Source organism: Aliivibrio friggae, assembly GCF_057368515.1.
This window is the reverse complement of record NZ_CM170649.1, coordinates 190,184-208,024: the sequence shown is the minus strand read 5'-3', so window position 1 is coordinate 208,024 and position 17,841 is coordinate 190,184. Positions and strand designations below refer to the sequence as shown.

Sequence of the window (17,841 nt, the reverse complement as noted above, 5' to 3'; positions counted from 1 at the left end):
TCCTACTTTGTTGTGTGTTTTGTGGTTGAAAGAGAGGTTTTTTGCGTATTCACGATTTCGGATGCAGCTAACGCGAGTGCCATCCATAAACCAAACATTCCTAAGATGCCAAGTAAACCTGCGCCTCCCATTGGTAGTTCGTATGGGTATGCACCAACATCAAATTTTGGGATGGTTTGTACATCCATCATGGTTACCCAACGTAAATAGAAACTCGCAAACAGGGTGGTGGCAGTGATAATGATGAAGCTTGCGCGGTTAAGGTTTTTTAAGGTTTGAGCGACAACAAAACAAACAATAAAACCAAGAGATAAGAGGCCTAATCGAGTGATCCATGCTTGGTTTTCATATAAAGAAAAAGTCGGATTATTTGAAGCCCATAACGGTACTAAAATAAGAGAAAGTACAGAGCTTAATACCAAGGTGCGCTTGATAAGAGAGGCGTCTCCCTCACTCATTGAAGTCTTGTCTGTATGGCTTGAGGGAAATAAAAACAGCAATAAAGTACTAAAGCCAATCGCCCCCAGAAAAGCGGTCACAAACCAAAGAATAGGGGAGGCGGCTTGATTCCATAACGGGCGACTCTCAATGATGGCAATTTCAGCGCCAGTATAAAGAGCAATACTCAGCCCTGATAAGGTAGTGATGGCTGCGACAATGATCATTTGTGTATGAGTAATTTTCCAATCGCCCAAGGTCAATAAACCAACGAATTTTGCGATGGGATTAGTGCTGTTTTGTAGCTCTGCAATATCATCGCGTAAATACAGCCATGCCGTGGCTACCGCTAATGCAGAGAACAGAGGTAAGAAAAGCGAACCAAGAGACATCCAAGACCAAGGGGTAAGATGAAAGAAGAAATGCCATGCACGTCCTGGTTGATGTAGATCGCCAGTTAATGCTAATGGGCCAACAATAGCCCCAATAGCCACCGTTAAAACCAGAGCTGAACGCATTTTATGGCTTGTATGTTGTTGAAATATCAAGCTCAGTAAAAAGAGAATAGCCGCGGCGTAAGAAGATCCTATGTATAAGAAATATTGTACTGCCCACGGTAGCCATGCGGTCGCTTGTGGCTGAATTAAGACTTCTGTGATGTTCATGCGTTCTCTCCTTTTGGATCATAAATCGCCGCTTTTCCTTCGATGTGAGAGGTAAAACGCGCATCCATCCCGATGTAGAAGACGTGTGGTTGTGTTTTTTCTTCTGGTTTGAGTACTTTAATATCGGCTTGGTTTTCTGCCATTAAACGCACGATTTCACTGCTTGGATCATTTAAATCACCAATTACACGAGCGCCACCAACGCAGGTTTCAACACATGCCGGAAGTAGGCCTTTTTCTAAACGATGCGCACAGAAAGTACACTTATCAGCGGTTAAAGTTTCTTCGTTAATAAAACGGGCATCATAAGGGCAAGCTTGAACACAGTAAGCACAAGCTACGCAACGCTCGTTATCCACCATGACAATGCCATCTTCACGTTGAAAGGTCGCTTGAACAGGACATACTTTGACACAAGGAGGATTATCACAGTGATTACACAAACGAGGTAACATGAATGATTTCACATTCTGAACGTCAGTATTGCCATTATCTAATGTCACTTCGTATTGTTTAACGGTAGTTCTGAACTGGCCAATAGGCGCTTGGTTTTCGATAGAGCAACCGACAGTACAGGCTTGGCAACCCACACATTTACGTAAATCAACCACCATGGCGTAGCGTTTACCCACCATGCCTTTTCTATCCGGTTGGTTATTATTTCGGATGATGCTAGTGGCTGATAAGGTACCAGCTCCTGCGACAGGAATAATGGCAGCGCCTGCGGTGAGTGTGCCAAGACGATTGAGAAATCGACGTTTGGTATTGTCCATAAAACCTCTTTTTGTGATGGTTTACTGCGTATGTCAAAATATGAACAAATTATTAATAATTGAGTCTGTTGTGCCTACTGTGGTTTTCCACATAGCGTAAGCTCACTTGATCTAAAACAAGAAAAAACTTGGGAAATAAACAGATATTGATATCCTAGTTAAGTCAGTAATGGATCTGAGAGTGTAATGAGCAAAGAACAGAGAATGGAATGGCACAAGCAAGGTCGATATTTTGTTATATTTATAGGGATAGTTTGTGCATTGCTCTCCAACACGGCTGTTGCTCAAACTCAGAACGTGGATGTAGGTGTATTAGCTACACGAGGTGCGTTAGAAGCGAATCATCGTTGGCAACCGACAATGGATTGGCTATCTCTTAATATTCCTGATACGGCTTTTGTCCTACATCCATTTACTCTTTCTGAGATGGAACAGGCGGTAGAGAATAAAACCGTCGATTTTGTGATCACTAACCCTGGGCAAGCAGTACGACTTGGGCGTCAGTTTTCTTTATCTTGGCTTGCGACGTTAAACAGCGCGAATGGTAATGATCAATCAGGTACCACTCATGCCATTGGTTCAGCTTTTGTAGTTCTAAAAGACTCTTCATATCAAGCTATTGACTCTTTAAGTGGTTATCCTTTAGCTGCGGTCAATGATAATGCTTTTGGTGGTTATCTCACGATGCGGTATGAGATAAATAAACTGGGTTTAAGTCAATCTCATTATTTTTCTAATATTCAGTTTCTAGGCTTTCCTCTGGATGCGCTGCTCTATCAATTGCGAGATAAACATATAGAAGGAGCGATAGTCCCCGTGTGTTTACTAGAAAGAATGAGCCAAGAAGGTTTGCTTAATAAAGATAATTTTCGAGTCATTAATAACGTCGCCCCCCAAGAATTTCCATGTGCCACTTCAACACCGCTTTACCCAAATTGGTCGTTTGCAAAAACAGGTAGAGCGAATAAAGGCTTAGCGAAACCAATTACGAGAGCATTATTGTCATTACCAAGTGATCATCCAGCGGCTATTGCAGCAAACTCATTAGGCTGGACACCTGCAGTAAGTCAGTTGTCGGTGGATAAATTGTACCAAGGTTTAGATATGCATCCACTGCAAAAACCGTGGTGGCAAGAAGCGATGTCGTGGCTAAAGCGAAATCAACAATGGGGATGGATGCTATTTATTCTGGTGATTGTGCTCAATGGTTATCACTTTTTATTGGAATATCGTTTTAGTCGAAGTAAGCGAGAATTAGAGAATACACTTAACTCGTTAAAAGAAAAAAACACCATGTTAGAGCATGCACAGAGAGTGGCAATTGTCGGGGAGTTAGGCAGCAGTTTAGCGCATGAAATAAACCAACCTTTAGCCGCGATTCGCAATTACAGCCAAGGCGGATTATTGCGGATAAAAAAAGGAAACGAGGCACAAGAGTTAGCCCCAATCTTTGAGAAAATAGAACAGCAAGTGATACGCGCAGACAGCATTATTCAACGCTTAAGAGCCTTAATAAATAAACGTACTATTGCTAAATCAAATTGTGATATTAAAGACATTATTTCAGATACGTTATTGCTACTTGATTATGATTTTAAAAAGAAAGAGATTCAAATAATACAAGATAATGAACAGCAGAGTTACCCATATTGGGGTGATGCTGTCGGCTTACAACAAGTATTATTAAATGTGTTAAATAATGCGGCAGATGCCTGTTTACAGCGGGAAGAACAAGAGGGCACTTTAGCTCATAAGATCTGGATAGAGACAACCATGAGTGAGCAGAATATTAAGATAGTCATTCGAGATAGTGGCATTGGATTAGTTGATAATAATCAACCGTTATCAAAGGCCTTTGTCACAACTAAAGAGAATGGATTAGGGTTAGGCCTAGCAATCTGTCGTGATGTAATTGAAGACCATAATGGAACTTTTTTATTACAATCTGCTCAGTCACAAGGCTGCCAAGTCACAGTAACCTTGCCAATAACAGGTCATAATAGTGCGCATTAATTGCCAGTGAAGTTAAAAGGGAGTAAATCATGTCAAAAATAAATGTGCCAGTCTATGTGGTTGATGACGATGAATCAGTTCGAGACTCATTAGTGTTTATGCTAGAAGGCCATGATTTTAACGTGACTACTTTTGAAGATGGACAGGCGTTTATTGATGAAGTGGATTTATCACAACCTGGCTGTGTGGTACTTGATAGTCGAATGCCGATATTGAGAGGCCAAGAGGTTCAACTACGATTAAACCAACAACAGAGCCCATTGTCGATTATCTTCTTAACTGGTCATGGTGATGTCCCTATGGCCGTTGATGCGTTGAAGTTAGGTGCGGTTGATTTCTTTCAAAAGCCAGTGGATGGCGAAAAATTGGCTTTGGCTATTCATAAAGCGATAACGCATTCTTTAACCATGTATGAGTATCAAGCAAATAAAAGACAGTTTGATGCGCTAACAGAAAGAGAAATGGAGATTTTAAAACTCATCGTGAAAGGTCAGCGTAATCAACAAATTGCTGATAAATTATGCGTCGCTGTACGAACTATAGAAGTGCATCGTTCAAGTTTGATGAAAAAATGCCAAGCCAAAACCGTGGCAGATTTAGTGATGAGTTTTGCAAATATAACTAAGAGTATTTTATAAGATATAAAGTCATTTACTAATAGTAAGGGTTAATATTTGCTTTGTCTGATATAATGCCTTACTTCTTATTTACGGTGTAAATGTCCCATAGCTAATCCTTTCAGAAGTCTTTAATTACCATGCCTAAATACCTTATTCTAATCAGTCTCTTATTTTCATTTTCTTCACAAGCCGGAATGTTGGAGTTTTGGAGTGCATTTGGCGATAACGTCGATCAGAAACTCGCAAAGGAATTCGAAGCGAGAACGGGTAATAAACTGATGGTTCGCAAGTTTTCTATTGATGAAATGAAAGCGGAATTATTATTGGCATCTAGATCGAAAAATTACATGCCAGATGTAGCATGGGTACCTTCTGATTTTTTAGGTTTGCACAAGTTTATTGGAATTACTCCTATTCCTAAAGCATGGATAAAACAAGAACAATTAGAATCAGCAGCAAAACAGAGTGCGATGGTTGGCGATCGTTATATGGGATTACCCCTGTTTCTTGGTAATCACCTCATGCTTTTTTATGATAAGACTAAGACAGCGACACCTGTTACACAGTGGGAGCAACTGCAAGCGTTGTCTCAAAATGAACCGAATAAGATGCACATTAGTTATAGTGTGAAGGATATGTATTTTTTCTCAGTTTTTTTCAGTCTGTTTCGTCCAAATGTACCTTTAGACCAACTTCACTTTGATGATCCTAAATCTTTAGAAACACTAGCGTTTTATTATAATACTGCAAAAAAAAATAAACTCAGTACGCAATGTAATAGTTTATGTAGCCGCCAATTATTTATTGATGGTAAATCATCTTACCTTATAGATGGTGACTGGGCTGTTAGTCACTTAATTGAAGAGTTTGGTTCTGATTTAGGAATCGCCTCATTACCGAGTTACCAAGGCATACCAATGAAATCCTTGTCTGGTGGTAAAGTTCTGACAATGACGAAAACGAGCTTCCAAGATCCTGAAAAAAGAGCAATGATCAAACAACTGATGGAATTAGCACAGGATAAAGAGTTTTTGACTCGTTTGATTAATGAACATCAATACATATCAGCTTCTACAGAAGTAAATCAAGCTGCAATATTACCCAATAAAAAAGTAATGAATGCGGTGTATCAGCAATATCTACAATCTCAACCTATGCCTACAAGTTTACGAGTTTCTTTTGTATGGGAAGCATTAGCCAGAGGGGCCTCTCGTCATTCAGATGGTATGCCAGAGAAAGAAACAATGGTATATATTGAGAACTTAATTGATCGATTTTCGGCTAAAGTGGAAGATTTATGATTACTCGTCCTTATTTTAGTTTACGTAAATCTTTTACCTATACATTGCTAATTGCATCATTAGCTCCGTTAATTTTTATTAGTCAATTTGTGACCAGTAGTATTGGTGAAACATTATTTAATCAAAAAGAACAACAAATTCAAAATGCAGTATCAACGATTTCTCAAGAAATAGTCGTGGAGTTTGATCGCATCCAGCAAAGCCTAAATTGGCTATCTCGCGATAGATTCAATATTCAGGCATTGGATAATATTTTGTATACAAGCGTTGTTATGCACAATCTCACTCGGTTTAGTGAATTGTCGCACTTGATTAACAGCGTTTATATTTTGAATGATAAATGGGAACCATTATATGATATTAATGGCCGGCCTTATCACTTTGAAAATAGCCAATTATTAAACGAAATCAGTGCAGATAAATCGATTTATGAGCAGGGGTTAACTAAAGCGCATTTCTATACAGAACCAAATTTAATCAAAGGGATCCCCTCGTCAAAGGGCATTGCTTTAATTACACCAATGTTGGCTTATAACTTAGAAGGTGCAGGCCGTTATCGTGCATCTGGTTACGTAGTTGTTCTAATATCGTTTGATACCATAGAGCAGAGCTTCCAACATTTTTTACTAAAAGATGAGAGTTTTGATTTGAACCCTCATTTAGATACTGGTAGTGAGCTAAAAACAGAGATGACAGAGAGTGGGGCTCTTGAGCGGATTTTTGTCTTAAATAACTCGTCATTCTCATCGCCTTTAGCCCTTGATATTACTTATCAATTTTCAGATATAGAGCGCCTTAAGGAGATGAAATCCTCTCTTTTGGCTTTATTTACTGTCATTGGGTGGACATTTATAACGGTTCTTTTAATCGCAATGGGGATCACTCGTTGGATCTCTAGAGAGTTTATCGATATAGAAGACACTATAGTTAGTTATGCATCCAACAAAGAAGTAAAGGGTAAGAAATTTCAATTCTCTGAATTTGATCGAATGGCACTGGTTTTAAATAAAATGAGCATTACGATCAGAAATCAATTGAGTGAACTTAAAAACAAAAATGATGAGTTAAATGATTCTAAAAAAGTCATTGAACGAAGCAATAAAAAACTCTCCAATTTTAATCAAGAGCTTGAGGTTCAAGTAACAAAACAAACCGCTCAACTTAGTGATGCTTTAACTAGAGAAGAATTACACAAGAACAATTTAGCAGCAGTGATAGAGTTTGGTTCAATATATAAAACATTGAGTTATCGTGATTTACCTCAAAAAGTAGAAGCTCAATTACAACATCTGTTTTCTGACACTCAGTGGCAGTTACGATTTAAACCTTTAGGAAGCCATAAGGGGCTTCAAATACTATCTAGCAAGGATAAATTTTTAGCTAGCTTGAGGTTTGAATCTAGCCCTCAATTAGAAGCAAATCAATTAGTATTTGAGTTATTTGTTAAACAGCTTTCCTCGTGGTTAGAGTTAGTTGATATCGCAAGAAGTGATGCATTGGTGCAATGTGGTAATCGGAAGGCTTTCGATGAAGATCTTGCACATTATCAAAAACGCTATCGAGATTCAGAAGCCACTTGGAACTTTGGATTATTTATCTTAGATGTTAATGGCTTAAAAGCGATTAACGACCAATATGGCCATGATTTAGGTGATGAACTTATCCGAGTTAGCAGTTCTCACATTTCTGGCTTATTGAGTGAAAACGAGTCTTTCTATCGAATTGGTGGTGATGAGTTTGCTCTTTTAACTAAGGGAATGACTAGAAAAGAATGCGCATCCTTGGCTGAACAATTACAAGTAAGCCAAGAAAGCTTAAAATTCTTTGATAAAGAAGGAAAAGTGTATGATGGGCATTACTCTATTGGTTGGGCGTGCTCTGATAATACTGATTTGTTTAAAATGTTCACTATTGCTGATGAGTCTATGTATCAAGATAAGAGAGAATATTACTTACATTTATAATGGAATAGCACATTTTAATTAATGTGCTATTTTTACTATCTAATTAATTTTGTACATCTTTCCATCAAGGATCTTATTTTTAATTTTTTCATACTTATGAGTATAGGGGTAAGGCTCCATCGAGAGTAATTTCATTAAGAAGAATAAATTAACAATTGGAACTATGAGCATGATCAAATAATAAGAAGGTAACCCGCAATTACTCATTCTCAGCTTAGAGACAATTAAGAGTAGAAGGTACAAAACTACATATACAGATGGCGAACTTACACTGGTATATTCTACCATAAATAAAGAGAATATTATAAATATATAAAAAGCATATTTTTTCCTAGTCATAATAAATCCTTTTTTAACTTGGAATGTAACAAACTACATTACCGATTGAGTTAGAGTATGGTGTAAAATTTTTATCATTATGAATTAGCGATTTATTTTTAGTCCAAAATGCTAGCTTACTAATAAAGTTAGCATTAAATTTATTTGTATTAAATAATAAAATATATTCATCTTCATTCAGCAGTCTAGATTTTTCTGTTATATTTTTACATATATTATATGCTTGGCCGTAATTTAACTTACCAAATATTTGTTTTCCATTACTAATTGTATTATCGTTTATTTTATCTTTATCTAATGTTGGAAAGGTTGGAATGACAAATAAATTACCTTTTTCATTATAAGCAACTTTAAGTATTGGGTTTTTGAAAATAGAAAGTGAACCATTTTCGGTATTGTTTTTAATAGTTGTTTCCGGTTCGTTATGGGGCGATCCATTTATTGAATTATTATTCGTATTTTGAGGTGACTGGTTAAAAGAGAAAGTAAAATCACTATCTTTTAAAATATTAACATTTGCCACTTTATTAAGGGATTTATAAATAGCTGTTATTTTATGATTCCCACTACTGACTGTAGTTGATATAAAAGAACCCACACCAACATCTAGACCATCAATAACAAATGTAACATCATCGAAATTACTTCTCAAAATTAACTTGAAATCTGTCGTTTCAAATATTTTATTTAAAATTAAATTTGTATCTTTATTATAAGATTCTAAAAATTTAATACTTACATTATAAGATAAAAAACCAGAGTAATCCATAATTGCATCATTGATAATGAATTCCTTATTGTCATTAGTGTTTATATAATTACTATTACTTAATATTGAGTTAGTAATATTCTCTTTATTATCTAATAGGCACTTATCCATATTTTTTGATACACAAGATATGGAGCCCTTAGAGCTCAAAATAATAGGGGCCTTTAGTGAATTAATGTACCTTTTTCTGACTTTGTTCTTCAGTTTTAATAATTCTTTCTTTCTTTTTATTCTTATATCACTAACCGTATCTGATAATGTTTCTTTTTCATTTTTAATTATTTTTATCTTACTACTTAGTTCTTTAATGTTTTCTTTGTTTTTATATATTTCATTATGCGATTCTTTCATTTCTTGATAGTATTTATCTGAAATATATTCGTCGGCATTATTTTCAAAGGAGGATTTTAATTTATTCGTAACTAATTCCTTACTCTCGTTCAACCTCATTTCTAAATTAATTAATTCATCTCTTTCCGCTGATAAACTATAAATATCAGAATCAATATTATTCAAATCAATAACCATTTTTCTATAGTCAAAACTAGTTTTTATTTCATCTAAATTTATCTCTTCTTCACTAGTCAGTTTTAATAGTGATGATCTTGCATTAAAAGATATAAGGAACGGAATGATAGCTATCATTGCAACGATACTTTTAATTATTAAACCATCTCGTATCTGGTTTTTTTTGTTATAATAAAAAAAATTCATAATAATTTAGCACTAACGAATTTTTTCAAAATAATTATTATTAGATCTAGATTCTTTGTAAGATGATATTATCAATAGTAATAACTCGTCTTTTGTTAGTGAAGCTAAACGAATACCAGCTTTTTCTGTTCTAAGTTGGCAAATATGCAATACATGGTTAAACATTGAATTAGACACAAGTAAGTCCTCTACTTCTACAATACAATAACTTGATTATTTGATGGCTTTTAATAATAATTTATGAAATGATTTTAATCAACATCATGCCCCAATAGCATTTTTAACTATATATCGTTGTGTTTTCTAATGCTGCTTTACTCATAACTTTATGATAATTATATTATTAAAAATTCCCTCTTACTTTTAAAGTGCACTTAACCTACGTGGTAGTAGGTTATTTCTTGCATTAATTGTAGTGGGTGCTTACGATATATAAGTATTAAGATTACACGATTTTTAGCTCATATTTTAAAATATCATATACTATGGTATTCAGTAATTTAAAATTATAAACGCACTTTCTTTGAGCTTGTGAGATAAATAAATGTTAGTTAAAAAAGAAGTGATTCTTACTTAAAATTTGAATGTTAACTTGTCAGTTAATCTTTAGTTTTGTGTAGGTCTTTGCCTACATTGTAACTATATATATATATAAATCAATCGCTTATCAGTTTTCATGTGTATTGGAAATATTGACATAGATTAATTAAGCTTTACCCTAGGGATGTCTTTAAATTGTAGTTGGTTTCAAAATATGCAAAACATTGTTAAATTTATAATTTTTTTATTATTACCAATGACGGTTCATTCGGTTGAATTGAATTTTTCTCAGATTGAAAAAGACTATATAAAAAACAATCCAAAAATATCTGTGGCAGTACTATCAACAAATCAATCTCCTTATATTGGAAAAAATAAATTCGGCGATTTCTTCGGAATTCATATTGATTATATTAATAGTATTTCGAATATTATAGGAATAGATGTAAGATATCATACATTTGAAACAATAAAAGAATTACTAATAAGTGTCGAATCAGGTGAGTCTGATATTGCTCTTGGATTTAGTAAAACTCCAGAGCGAAGTAATAAATATATTTTCTCTGAGCCTTTTTTTGAAGGAAATATTGCTATTTGGTATAGAAAAGCAAAAGCAAGGTATTTACCAATTCAAGATCTATCTTGGACTTGTGTGGAAGGAACTATTTATTGTGACCGTCTTGTTGAGCAAGGGGTTACTAATATAAAAAAAGCACGATTCTTTTCAGAAGCCATTAGTTGGGTAAATGAAGGAGGTTCTGATGCGATTATTGCAAATTATGTAACAATCGCAAAATATTTGAATGATAATAATATAATAGTTGGTGCGACATTACTACCTGAATGGTTGGAGCCAGAAAAAGCAGGTGTAATTACGTCAAAAGAAAATAAAACATTCATTAGTATTGTCAATAAAGTACTAAAATCATATAGAGATGGTATTAATATACATTCTATTAAATCAGATAATATATACCATCAAAGTGATTTGTTGAATTTAGCATATCGTAACATGAGTGTTGAAGAGCAAATCATAAAATATACTCTTAACGAAGACTCTTACCCTTTATTTTATCGTAATGAAGAAGGTAAAATAACTGGGTATCTATATGATTTTTTAAAGCTAATACAAGCAAGAACAGGTCTTAAATTTAAATACATTAAAAATACGAATGAGAATGTTTGGGATGAACTTTCTCTTGGGAATGTTGATTTAGTTCCTGTCGCCTATTATGAAAATGAATATAATAAGGATATAACATTAAGCAATCCATACATATCTATTACATATCGTTCTATAGAAAAAGTTGAAGCTATTAATAAATATAATAATATAGGTGTATTAGTCTCATCAAATGACAGTAAGTTAGATTATATTCGAAGTGTTTTCTCTAAATCAGTGATAAGTTATAGTGATAGTCAAAGTTTATTAAAAGACTTGGAATTAGGGTTAATTAGCCAAGCATATTTACCCGATGATCTTATACAAGGGATATTAGCAAGAGATTTTACAGATAGTTTTGTTGTAGGAAAGAGCAAAGATAAAATTATAGATATTTCTTTTGCAGTATCTAAAAAAAATAAAATTCTTTCAGATGTCGTTAATGCCGTTTTAGAAACCGTCGATGATGAAGAACTGAAAAAACTAAAGCGTGGGTATCGTCAATTTAATGTTATTTATGGTTATGAAAAAAGCAGAGTATACAAAGTCGTATTATCGTTAATTTTTGTTATTATTTTATCTTGTTTAGTCGTTTATTTTTGGCTTAATAATTTAAAGCTTCAAGTGACATTAAAAGATAAAGATACGAAACAATTAGAATCAAAAAAAGAATGGTTACAGAATATTATTAATGAGCAACCAAGTATAATTTTTATACATGGAGTTAATTCTAAAGTATCTTTAAGTAATTGTAATTTCTATCAAGGTGAACAGTGCAATAATTGTATATTATTTTCAAATGAAGACGAGAAATATATAAATGAGAATAAGAAGATTATTACCGAAGGTATTACAATTAATGATACATTATTAGTATCAAATCAATGTAAGTTGCAATTTGCTCAAGTAGATAGAGTTAGAAAGCGAATAATAGATCCAAAAACAAATATTACATATTTATTAACCGTAATTCATGATATTACGGAACAAAAAAAGCAAGAGGCTGAGTTAATTAAAGCTAATAAAGCTGCACAAGATGCTGTCATTTCACGTGAACGCTTTCTTGCAAGTATGAGTCATGAATTACGTACGCCTATTGCTGGTGTAATGGGCTTACTTGAGTTACTTTCAACGCGAGTGAAAGGAACAGAAAAGCAAGGAATCGTTGAAAATATTTCTTCATCAATGCATCACCTTCATTTACTTGTTAATGACATTTTAGATTTTTCTAAATTAGAAGCTGAACAACTAAGTTTAGAGCTTAGAGACTGCCATTATTTACGAGAATTAGGAAATGTGTTTAGATTACATAATGCGTCTGCTCTTGAAAAGGGTATTAAGTTTCGTTTATTTATATTACCTACATCGATAGAAGTAATTAAAGTTGACTCATTAAGGTTGAGCCAAATTGTAAATAATTTATTATCAAATGCTGTTAAATTTACTGAGATAGGTTACGTCAGCGTTAAGGTTGAAGTTAGTGATGTATCTTTAAAAATTGCTATTTCTGATACTGGACTAGGAATGAATGAAAAACAATTAAAATCAGTATTTAAACCTTTTACTCAAGCTGATAATAGTATTGCCCGTGAATATGGTGGAACAGGGCTAGGTTTAAATATAGTTAATGAGTTAATTAAGCTAATGAAAGGTGAGCTTAATATAGTAAGCTCTGAAAATGTAGGAACAGAGATTGAATGTATAATTCCAATTGATGTGGTTTCTAATTATGGAGCTTCTTTTTCTAAATTAGATATTACTTGTAAAGTGAAGGATGAAGCGATACATCAATGGATAAGAGAATGGACTAAAAACGATTATTCTTTCCCTGTAGATAAGAAAAAAGTAACAATTATCGATGGGAATGAAATTTATGAAGAAGATATAACATACTCTGTTATTATATCTTTAGATGGATATAATAGAGTTAATTCAGACAACAATGAAAATATATTGTCAGTAAATTCAAATCCTTTATTTGTTGATGAACTTCATACATTATTGTTTAACTTAATAGAACGTGAAAATGATTCTAATGTCAAATCTTTAAGTAAACTTGTAGGTCATATTTTAATTGCTGAAGATAATAAGATAAACCAAACGTTATTAGTAAAGCAGTTAAGTGAATTCGGTGTAAGTGCCGATGTTACCAATAATGGATTAGAAGCTTTTAATAAATTAAAAATTAGTCCAGATAAATATGATTTATTAATTACTGATTGCCATATGCCAATATTAGATGGCTTCGCTCTTGCTAAAAAAATTAGAGAAGAAATTATAGATTTTAATGATAAACCAATAATTGGATGTACAGCTGAAGATCTAAGAGTTTCCCGACTTAATGGAACTCATTTTGGTATTAATCATATGTTATTTAAACCTTATAGTATATATGAATTGAATACTATTCTAGTATCCTATTTATCTGGTTTTGAAGAAAGTTGTGATTGTGCTTTTGTTGATAAATTCTTAGAATTAGATGATGGTGGATTAATTAATTTATTTATTGAAACAATGAGTGAAGATTTAACTGATTTATTATCATTTTCTTCTGAACAAGAAATAAAAGATACTCTGCATAGAATTAAGGGAGGAATGGGGAGTATTGGTTTTGATTCAATAGTGACTGTAATCAATGAATTGTCGGATACGGAATTTGAATCAAGTGAATATATTATCCAAAAAGGAAAATTAATTTCGGATATGAAAGTAATGATTAATGAAGCTTCTTTATGGTATAAATATAAATATGAATGATTTTAGTGTACTTATCGTTGATGATCATAAACTTCAAGCTAATGTATTAGCTAATAACTTGAAGAAAATAAATATATTAAATGTTAAATGCGTTTATTCCGGATTTGATGCTTTAGATTTAATAAAAAAACAAGATTTTGACCTTATTTTTTGTGATTTAAAAATGCCAGAGATGGATGGTGTTAAGTTACTGACTTTATTAAATGAGTTAGGGTTTTCTGGTGGAGTTGTCGTATTAAGTGCGATGGACTTATCTGTATTATCTACAGTAAAAAGCATGTGTGATAATTTGAATTTTTCATTTATTGAAGTTATAGAGAAGCCTGTTAAAACTGAGGAATTATCGATTATAATAGAAAAAATAAACAAAAATACGTACGTTAATAAAATATCTAATGAAGGTATTGAATTAAATATTGATGATGTATTATTTGCATTGAGGAATGAAGAAATAACTAATTATTATCAACCTCAAGTCAATTTCAATTCAAAAGAAATTGTATCGCTAGAAGTATTAGCTCGTTGGAGACATCCTTTATATGGTGTATTACCTCCAGCAGTATTTTTACCTATTATAGAAGAGAACAACCTAACTGATGAGCTTTTTAATATTATATTAATTAATACATTAAAGGATTATTCAAGTGGATCATTATTATATAATTCATCAATAAATGTTACTCAAGAATCGTTGAGTAAGAAAAGTTTTTCGGAAGACTTTTTTTATCAATGTAAGAAATATAATATAGAACCCCAAAAGTTCACTATAGAACTAACCGAGAGAGAAGCATTTAATGCCTCTACAATATTATTAGAACATTTATCACGCTTAAGAATACAAGGGGTTGGGATTTCTATTGATGATTTTGGCACTGGCTATTCTTCATTACTGAAATTATCAACACTTCCTTTTACAGAGATGAAAGTTGATCGTTCTTTTATTACAAATTGTTTAGAGGACGATACAAAAAAAATTATTATTGATTTTTCTTATCAGTTATCAAAAGAAATGAATATGACCATTGTAGCCGAAGGGGTTGAGGATGAAAAAACATGGTTATATTTAAATGAAATGGGCTTCGATCTCTGTCAAGGGTTTTACACAGGTAAACCTATGTCTATTGAAGAATTAAAAATATTAAATAAATTTTACGGGGTATAATTATAATGATCTTAAATAATAGTATTAATATTTTGATTTTAGATGACCATCCTCTAGTATGCGCAGCAATACAGAATTTAGTTTCATCGATAAGTTTCGTAAACAAAGTATTAATATCTACTGATAATAAAAAAGCATTGGATATACTGAAAGTAGCGTCGATTGATTTATTAATCTTAGATGTTAATCTTGGTGATAATGATGGGTTTGATTTTTATCGTAGAATAAAGGCCCATGGTTATAAAGGGAAAGTATTATTTATATCTGCAAATGATAGTCAACTATATTCAAATACAGCATTTAATTTAGGTGCTAATGGCTATATTTGTAAGTCTGAGAATATGAGCTTAATTAAAGAATCATTAGAAGGAATAATGAATGGCTATGCCTTTTTTAAATTTAATGATAACTCAGGTAAATTTAGATCAAAAATAACATTATCTAACCGAGAAACAATTGTTTTTAATTACTTAATTCAAGGTCGTACAAATATTGAAATTGCAAAAATGTTATCTTTAAGTACTAAGACAATTAGTACTTATAAACGACGTATTTTTGATAAGTATAAAGTCAATAATATTGTTGACTTAATAAAAATAAATGAATCTTCAGTTTAGTTAATGCGTAACTAGTACTCCTTTATATAATTGAGCTGTCTCAATTCATTGACAGCTCAATCAATAGCTCAAGCTGAGCTAGATTCAGCTTGCCCTTTAGTATATGATTTCGTCCTGATTCTACAGCAAATCATAGGGATTGAATGAATAAGGACTTAGATTATAGTTTATTAAAAGTACTATTATTACTTAATAAGCATCGAAGTTTAAAAAAAGTAGCATTGATTTTAGACAAAACAGAAGGAACTATCAGTAAGTATTTATCTAAGCTAAGAGCTCAAATTGGGGATCAATTGTTCGTTAGAACAAGGGAAGGATTGGAGCCGACCCCTGCCTTAGTTTTATTGTTACCAAGTTTAGAAGAAGGCTTAAATGTCATTGATGGTGCTGTGTTTAATAATGGAAATCTATCGTTAACTAACTACACTAAAACTATCCGCGTGGCTCTTCAGTCTAGTATAATCTCAATTTATTCTTATGAAATTTATAAAGCAATCAATAAAGAGTTCCCTAACTCTTTTATTTCATTAGAATTATGGACTGATTCAACAGAGCAAAATATTTTAGACGGTAAGATTGATATTGGTGTCCATTTTATACATGGAGAGCGTAAAAAAGATATTTATCAATCAAAATTGATTAATACATCAATGGTTGTTGGTGTTTCACCTGATAACCCAATTAATACGTGGAAAGAAGCATCTCTAGCTCCTCATATATTTTTTAAAATTAATGATTCACATCACTCTAGGCGCTATTTTGTTGAGCATTGTCTAAAGAATGGTATAGCATTGGACTATAAGGTAAATACAGACAGTTTTGACACGGCAATGGCTTTGGTTTCAGAAGAGGGAATGGCTGTTGTTGGTCTTAAAAGGCTCCTAACAGCCGTAGGACTAAAGGTTATAGAAATACCAGAAGAGCTACAAGTTGATATTTCGTTAGTGTCCTGTATAAAACTATTAAATAGAGGACACCCACTTCAGGTTAAATTAAAAGAATTAATAAAAGGTGTAATAAAATAATTATCTATTACACCGATTTTTTATATTAGCACATCATTAATTTTAACTAATTCAATTAATGATGTGACATTATATTTATCTAGGATTCTAGATTTATAAGTGCTTATAGTTTTCGAACTTAATGATAGAAACTCTGATATTTGTTTGTTTGTATATCCTCTTAATAAATAGTTCAAAACTGTTATTTCACGAGTTGATAAATCGATTTCACTTTTCGATGGTTGACTCTGTTTAAAGATAGTATAACCACGCAGTACATTTGTGATTGCATCGTTAATTAGTTCGATAGATTCTTTTTTCGATATATAACCATTAGCTCCAAGTTTTCTTGCTGAATCTGAATATAATTCGTATCCATAGCTAGACATGACAAGTATTATACCGTTATAGTCGTTTTTTCTTATTCTTTTTATTAAATCTAACCCGTTAAATTTATCTTGCTTAATATCTAATATTACAAAACTTATATCGTTGTTTTTTATTGTATCTACTGCTTTATGCATTGAGCTTGTATAATAAATTTCACCAATGCTATCTTTTTTCTTTAGTTCATTTGTAATTGATTCAACAACTATTGGGAATGTATCTAATATTAATGCGTTAATTTTTTTAGTTGTAAACATAAATAACCTATTATTTGTAGTTTTTGTCATAAACGCATCCTTTTGACATATCCTTTCTTGCCTTGAGATTCATTATATTTATATTTTTTGGTTTTTGTAGGAAAGCGGAACTTTCCAAATGGGAAAGATGGAGGCGTTATGCATTGCTTATGAGTTATTTATAATTCATTAGTAATGTTTTTTATTTTATTTTATTTTCTTTAATATCAATTACTTAAGGAGGCTCTATTGCTCGTTTTTTTGTTTTTAATGAATTTATTTGTTTAAAAAATAAATTTATGTAGGAAGCTCCCTACTTCATTTGCCTCCTTTAGCTGACATATTTCATAGTTCAAACTTAGTACTATTTGTAAATAGTA

General features: G+C 32.5%; 12 protein-coding genes. 8 read left to right on the top strand and 4 right to left on the bottom strand.

What is annotated here, in order from left to right:
* Positions 1 to 2: 2 nt before the first annotated feature.
* Positions 3 to 1,103 carry an NrfD/PsrC family molybdoenzyme membrane anchor subunit gene (nrfD, locus tag AC2INI_RS14520; protein WP_486306206.1) on the bottom strand — a complete coding sequence of 367 codons (1,101 nt, stop codon included), beginning with the start codon at positions 1,101 to 1,103 and terminating at the stop codon, positions 3 to 5.
* The gene (gene dsrO / locus AC2INI_RS14515) at positions 1,100 to 1,876 is read right to left on the bottom strand and encodes a sulfate reduction electron transfer complex DsrMKJOP subunit DsrO (protein ID WP_486306205.1); all 777 of its coding nucleotides are present in this window, start codon (positions 1,874 to 1,876) and stop codon (positions 1,100 to 1,102) included. Before dsrO ends, nrfD begins: the two co-directional genes overlap by 4 nt.
* A 186-nt stretch (positions 1,877 to 2,062) precedes the next feature.
* Here dsrO and AC2INI_RS14510 point away from each other — a divergent pair, with 186 nt between their 5' ends.
* The 4 genes from AC2INI_RS14510 (at position 2,063) to AC2INI_RS14495 (ending at position 7,774) form a co-directional block, all read left to right on the top strand.
* Entirely contained in the window at positions 2,063 to 3,889 is a 1,827-nt protein-coding gene (locus tag AC2INI_RS14510) for a sensor histidine kinase (protein ID WP_486306204.1), read from the top strand.
* Between the two features lie 29 nt (positions 3,890 to 3,918).
* Positions 3,919 to 4,527 carry a response regulator transcription factor gene (locus AC2INI_RS14505; protein WP_486306203.1) on the top strand — a complete coding sequence of 203 codons (609 nt, stop codon included), beginning with the start codon at positions 3,919 to 3,921 and terminating at the stop codon, positions 4,525 to 4,527.
* Positions 4,528 to 4,646: 119 nt separating this feature from the next.
* Positions 4,647 to 5,810: a sugar ABC transporter substrate-binding protein gene (locus AC2INI_RS14500; protein ID WP_122032143.1), complete on the top strand. Its 1,164-nt coding sequence runs from the start codon at positions 4,647 to 4,649 to the stop codon at positions 5,808 to 5,810.
* Complete coding sequence (locus AC2INI_RS14495; RefSeq protein WP_486306202.1) at positions 5,807 to 7,774, top strand: GGDEF domain-containing protein; 1,968 nt, start codon at positions 5,807 to 5,809, stop codon at positions 7,772 to 7,774. The genes AC2INI_RS14500 and AC2INI_RS14495 overlap by 4 nt, the downstream gene beginning before the upstream one ends.
* 352 nt (positions 7,775 to 8,126) lie before the next feature.
* Here AC2INI_RS14495 and AC2INI_RS14490 read toward each other — a convergent pair whose 3' ends face one another.
* Entirely contained in the window at positions 8,127 to 9,527 is a 1,401-nt protein-coding gene (locus AC2INI_RS14490; protein ID WP_486306201.1) for a hypothetical protein, read from the bottom strand.
* A gap of 823 nt (positions 9,528 to 10,350) precedes the next feature.
* Between AC2INI_RS14490 and AC2INI_RS14485 the strand changes: the two genes are divergently transcribed.
* The 4 genes from AC2INI_RS14485 to AC2INI_RS14470 all read left to right on the top strand — a co-directional run bounded on the left by AC2INI_RS14485 (position 10,351) and on the right by AC2INI_RS14470 (position 16,859).
* Positions 10,351 to 14,055, top strand: a complete 3,705-nt coding sequence (locus AC2INI_RS14485; RefSeq protein WP_486306200.1) for a transporter substrate-binding domain-containing protein — start codon at positions 10,351 to 10,353, stop codon at positions 14,053 to 14,055.
* On the top strand, positions 14,018 to 15,217 hold the full coding sequence (locus tag AC2INI_RS14480; protein WP_486306199.1) for an EAL domain-containing response regulator: 1,200 nt from the start codon (positions 14,018 to 14,020) through the stop codon (positions 15,215 to 15,217). The genes AC2INI_RS14485 and AC2INI_RS14480 overlap by 38 nt, the downstream gene beginning before the upstream one ends.
* A 5-nt stretch (positions 15,218 to 15,222) precedes the next feature.
* The gene (locus AC2INI_RS14475) at positions 15,223 to 15,834 is read left to right on the top strand and encodes a response regulator (RefSeq protein ID WP_486306198.1); all 612 of its coding nucleotides are present in this window, start codon (positions 15,223 to 15,225) and stop codon (positions 15,832 to 15,834) included.
* Between the two features lie 143 nt (positions 15,835 to 15,977).
* Positions 15,978 to 16,859 (top strand): LysR substrate-binding domain-containing protein, encoded by an 882-nt coding sequence (locus AC2INI_RS14470; RefSeq protein ID WP_486306197.1) that lies wholly within the window; start codon positions 15,978 to 15,980, stop codon positions 16,857 to 16,859.
* A 20-nt stretch (positions 16,860 to 16,879) separates the two neighbouring features.
* Here the strand turns inward: AC2INI_RS14470 and AC2INI_RS14465 are convergent, their stop codons facing one another.
* Complete coding sequence (locus tag AC2INI_RS14465) at positions 16,880 to 17,512, bottom strand: LuxR C-terminal-related transcriptional regulator (RefSeq protein WP_486306196.1); 633 nt, start codon at positions 17,510 to 17,512, stop codon at positions 16,880 to 16,882.
* Positions 17,513 to 17,841 lie beyond the last annotated feature (329 nt).

What these genes read in the sequence shown, in the direction of transcription:
- AC2INI_RS14470 (WP_486306197.1), top strand. Translation starts at nt 15,978, where the DNA reads ATGAATAAGGACTTAGATTATAGTTTATTAAAAGTACTATTATTACTT.
- AC2INI_RS14495 (WP_486306202.1), top strand. Translation starts at nt 5,807, where the DNA reads ATGATTACTCGTCCTTATTTTAGTTTACGTAAATCTTTTACCTATACA.
- dsrO (WP_486306205.1), bottom strand. Translation starts at nt 1,876, where the DNA reads ATGGACAATACCAAACGTCGATTTCTCAATCGTCTTGGCACACTCACC.
- AC2INI_RS14500 (WP_122032143.1), top strand. Translation starts at nt 4,647, where the DNA reads ATGCCTAAATACCTTATTCTAATCAGTCTCTTATTTTCATTTTCTTCA.
- AC2INI_RS14485 (WP_486306200.1), top strand. Translation starts at nt 10,351, where the DNA reads ATGCAAAACATTGTTAAATTTATAATTTTTTTATTATTACCAATGACG.
- AC2INI_RS14475 (WP_486306198.1), top strand. Translation starts at nt 15,223, where the DNA reads ATGATCTTAAATAATAGTATTAATATTTTGATTTTAGATGACCATCCT.
- AC2INI_RS14490 (WP_486306201.1), bottom strand. Translation starts at nt 9,527, where the DNA reads ATGATAGCTATCATTCCGTTCCTTATATCTTTTAATGCAAGATCATCA.
- AC2INI_RS14480 (WP_486306199.1), top strand. Translation starts at nt 14,018, where the DNA reads ATGAAGCTTCTTTATGGTATAAATATAAATATGAATGATTTTAGTGTA.
- nrfD (WP_486306206.1), bottom strand. Translation starts at nt 1,103, where the DNA reads ATGAACATCACAGAAGTCTTAATTCAGCCACAAGCGACCGCATGGCTA.
- AC2INI_RS14465 (WP_486306196.1), bottom strand. Translation starts at nt 17,512, where the DNA reads ATGACAAAAACTACAAATAATAGGTTATTTATGTTTACAACTAAAAAA.
- AC2INI_RS14505 (WP_486306203.1), top strand. Translation starts at nt 3,919, where the DNA reads ATGTCAAAAATAAATGTGCCAGTCTATGTGGTTGATGACGATGAATCA.
- AC2INI_RS14510 (WP_486306204.1), top strand. Translation starts at nt 2,063, where the DNA reads ATGAGCAAAGAACAGAGAATGGAATGGCACAAGCAAGGTCGATATTTT.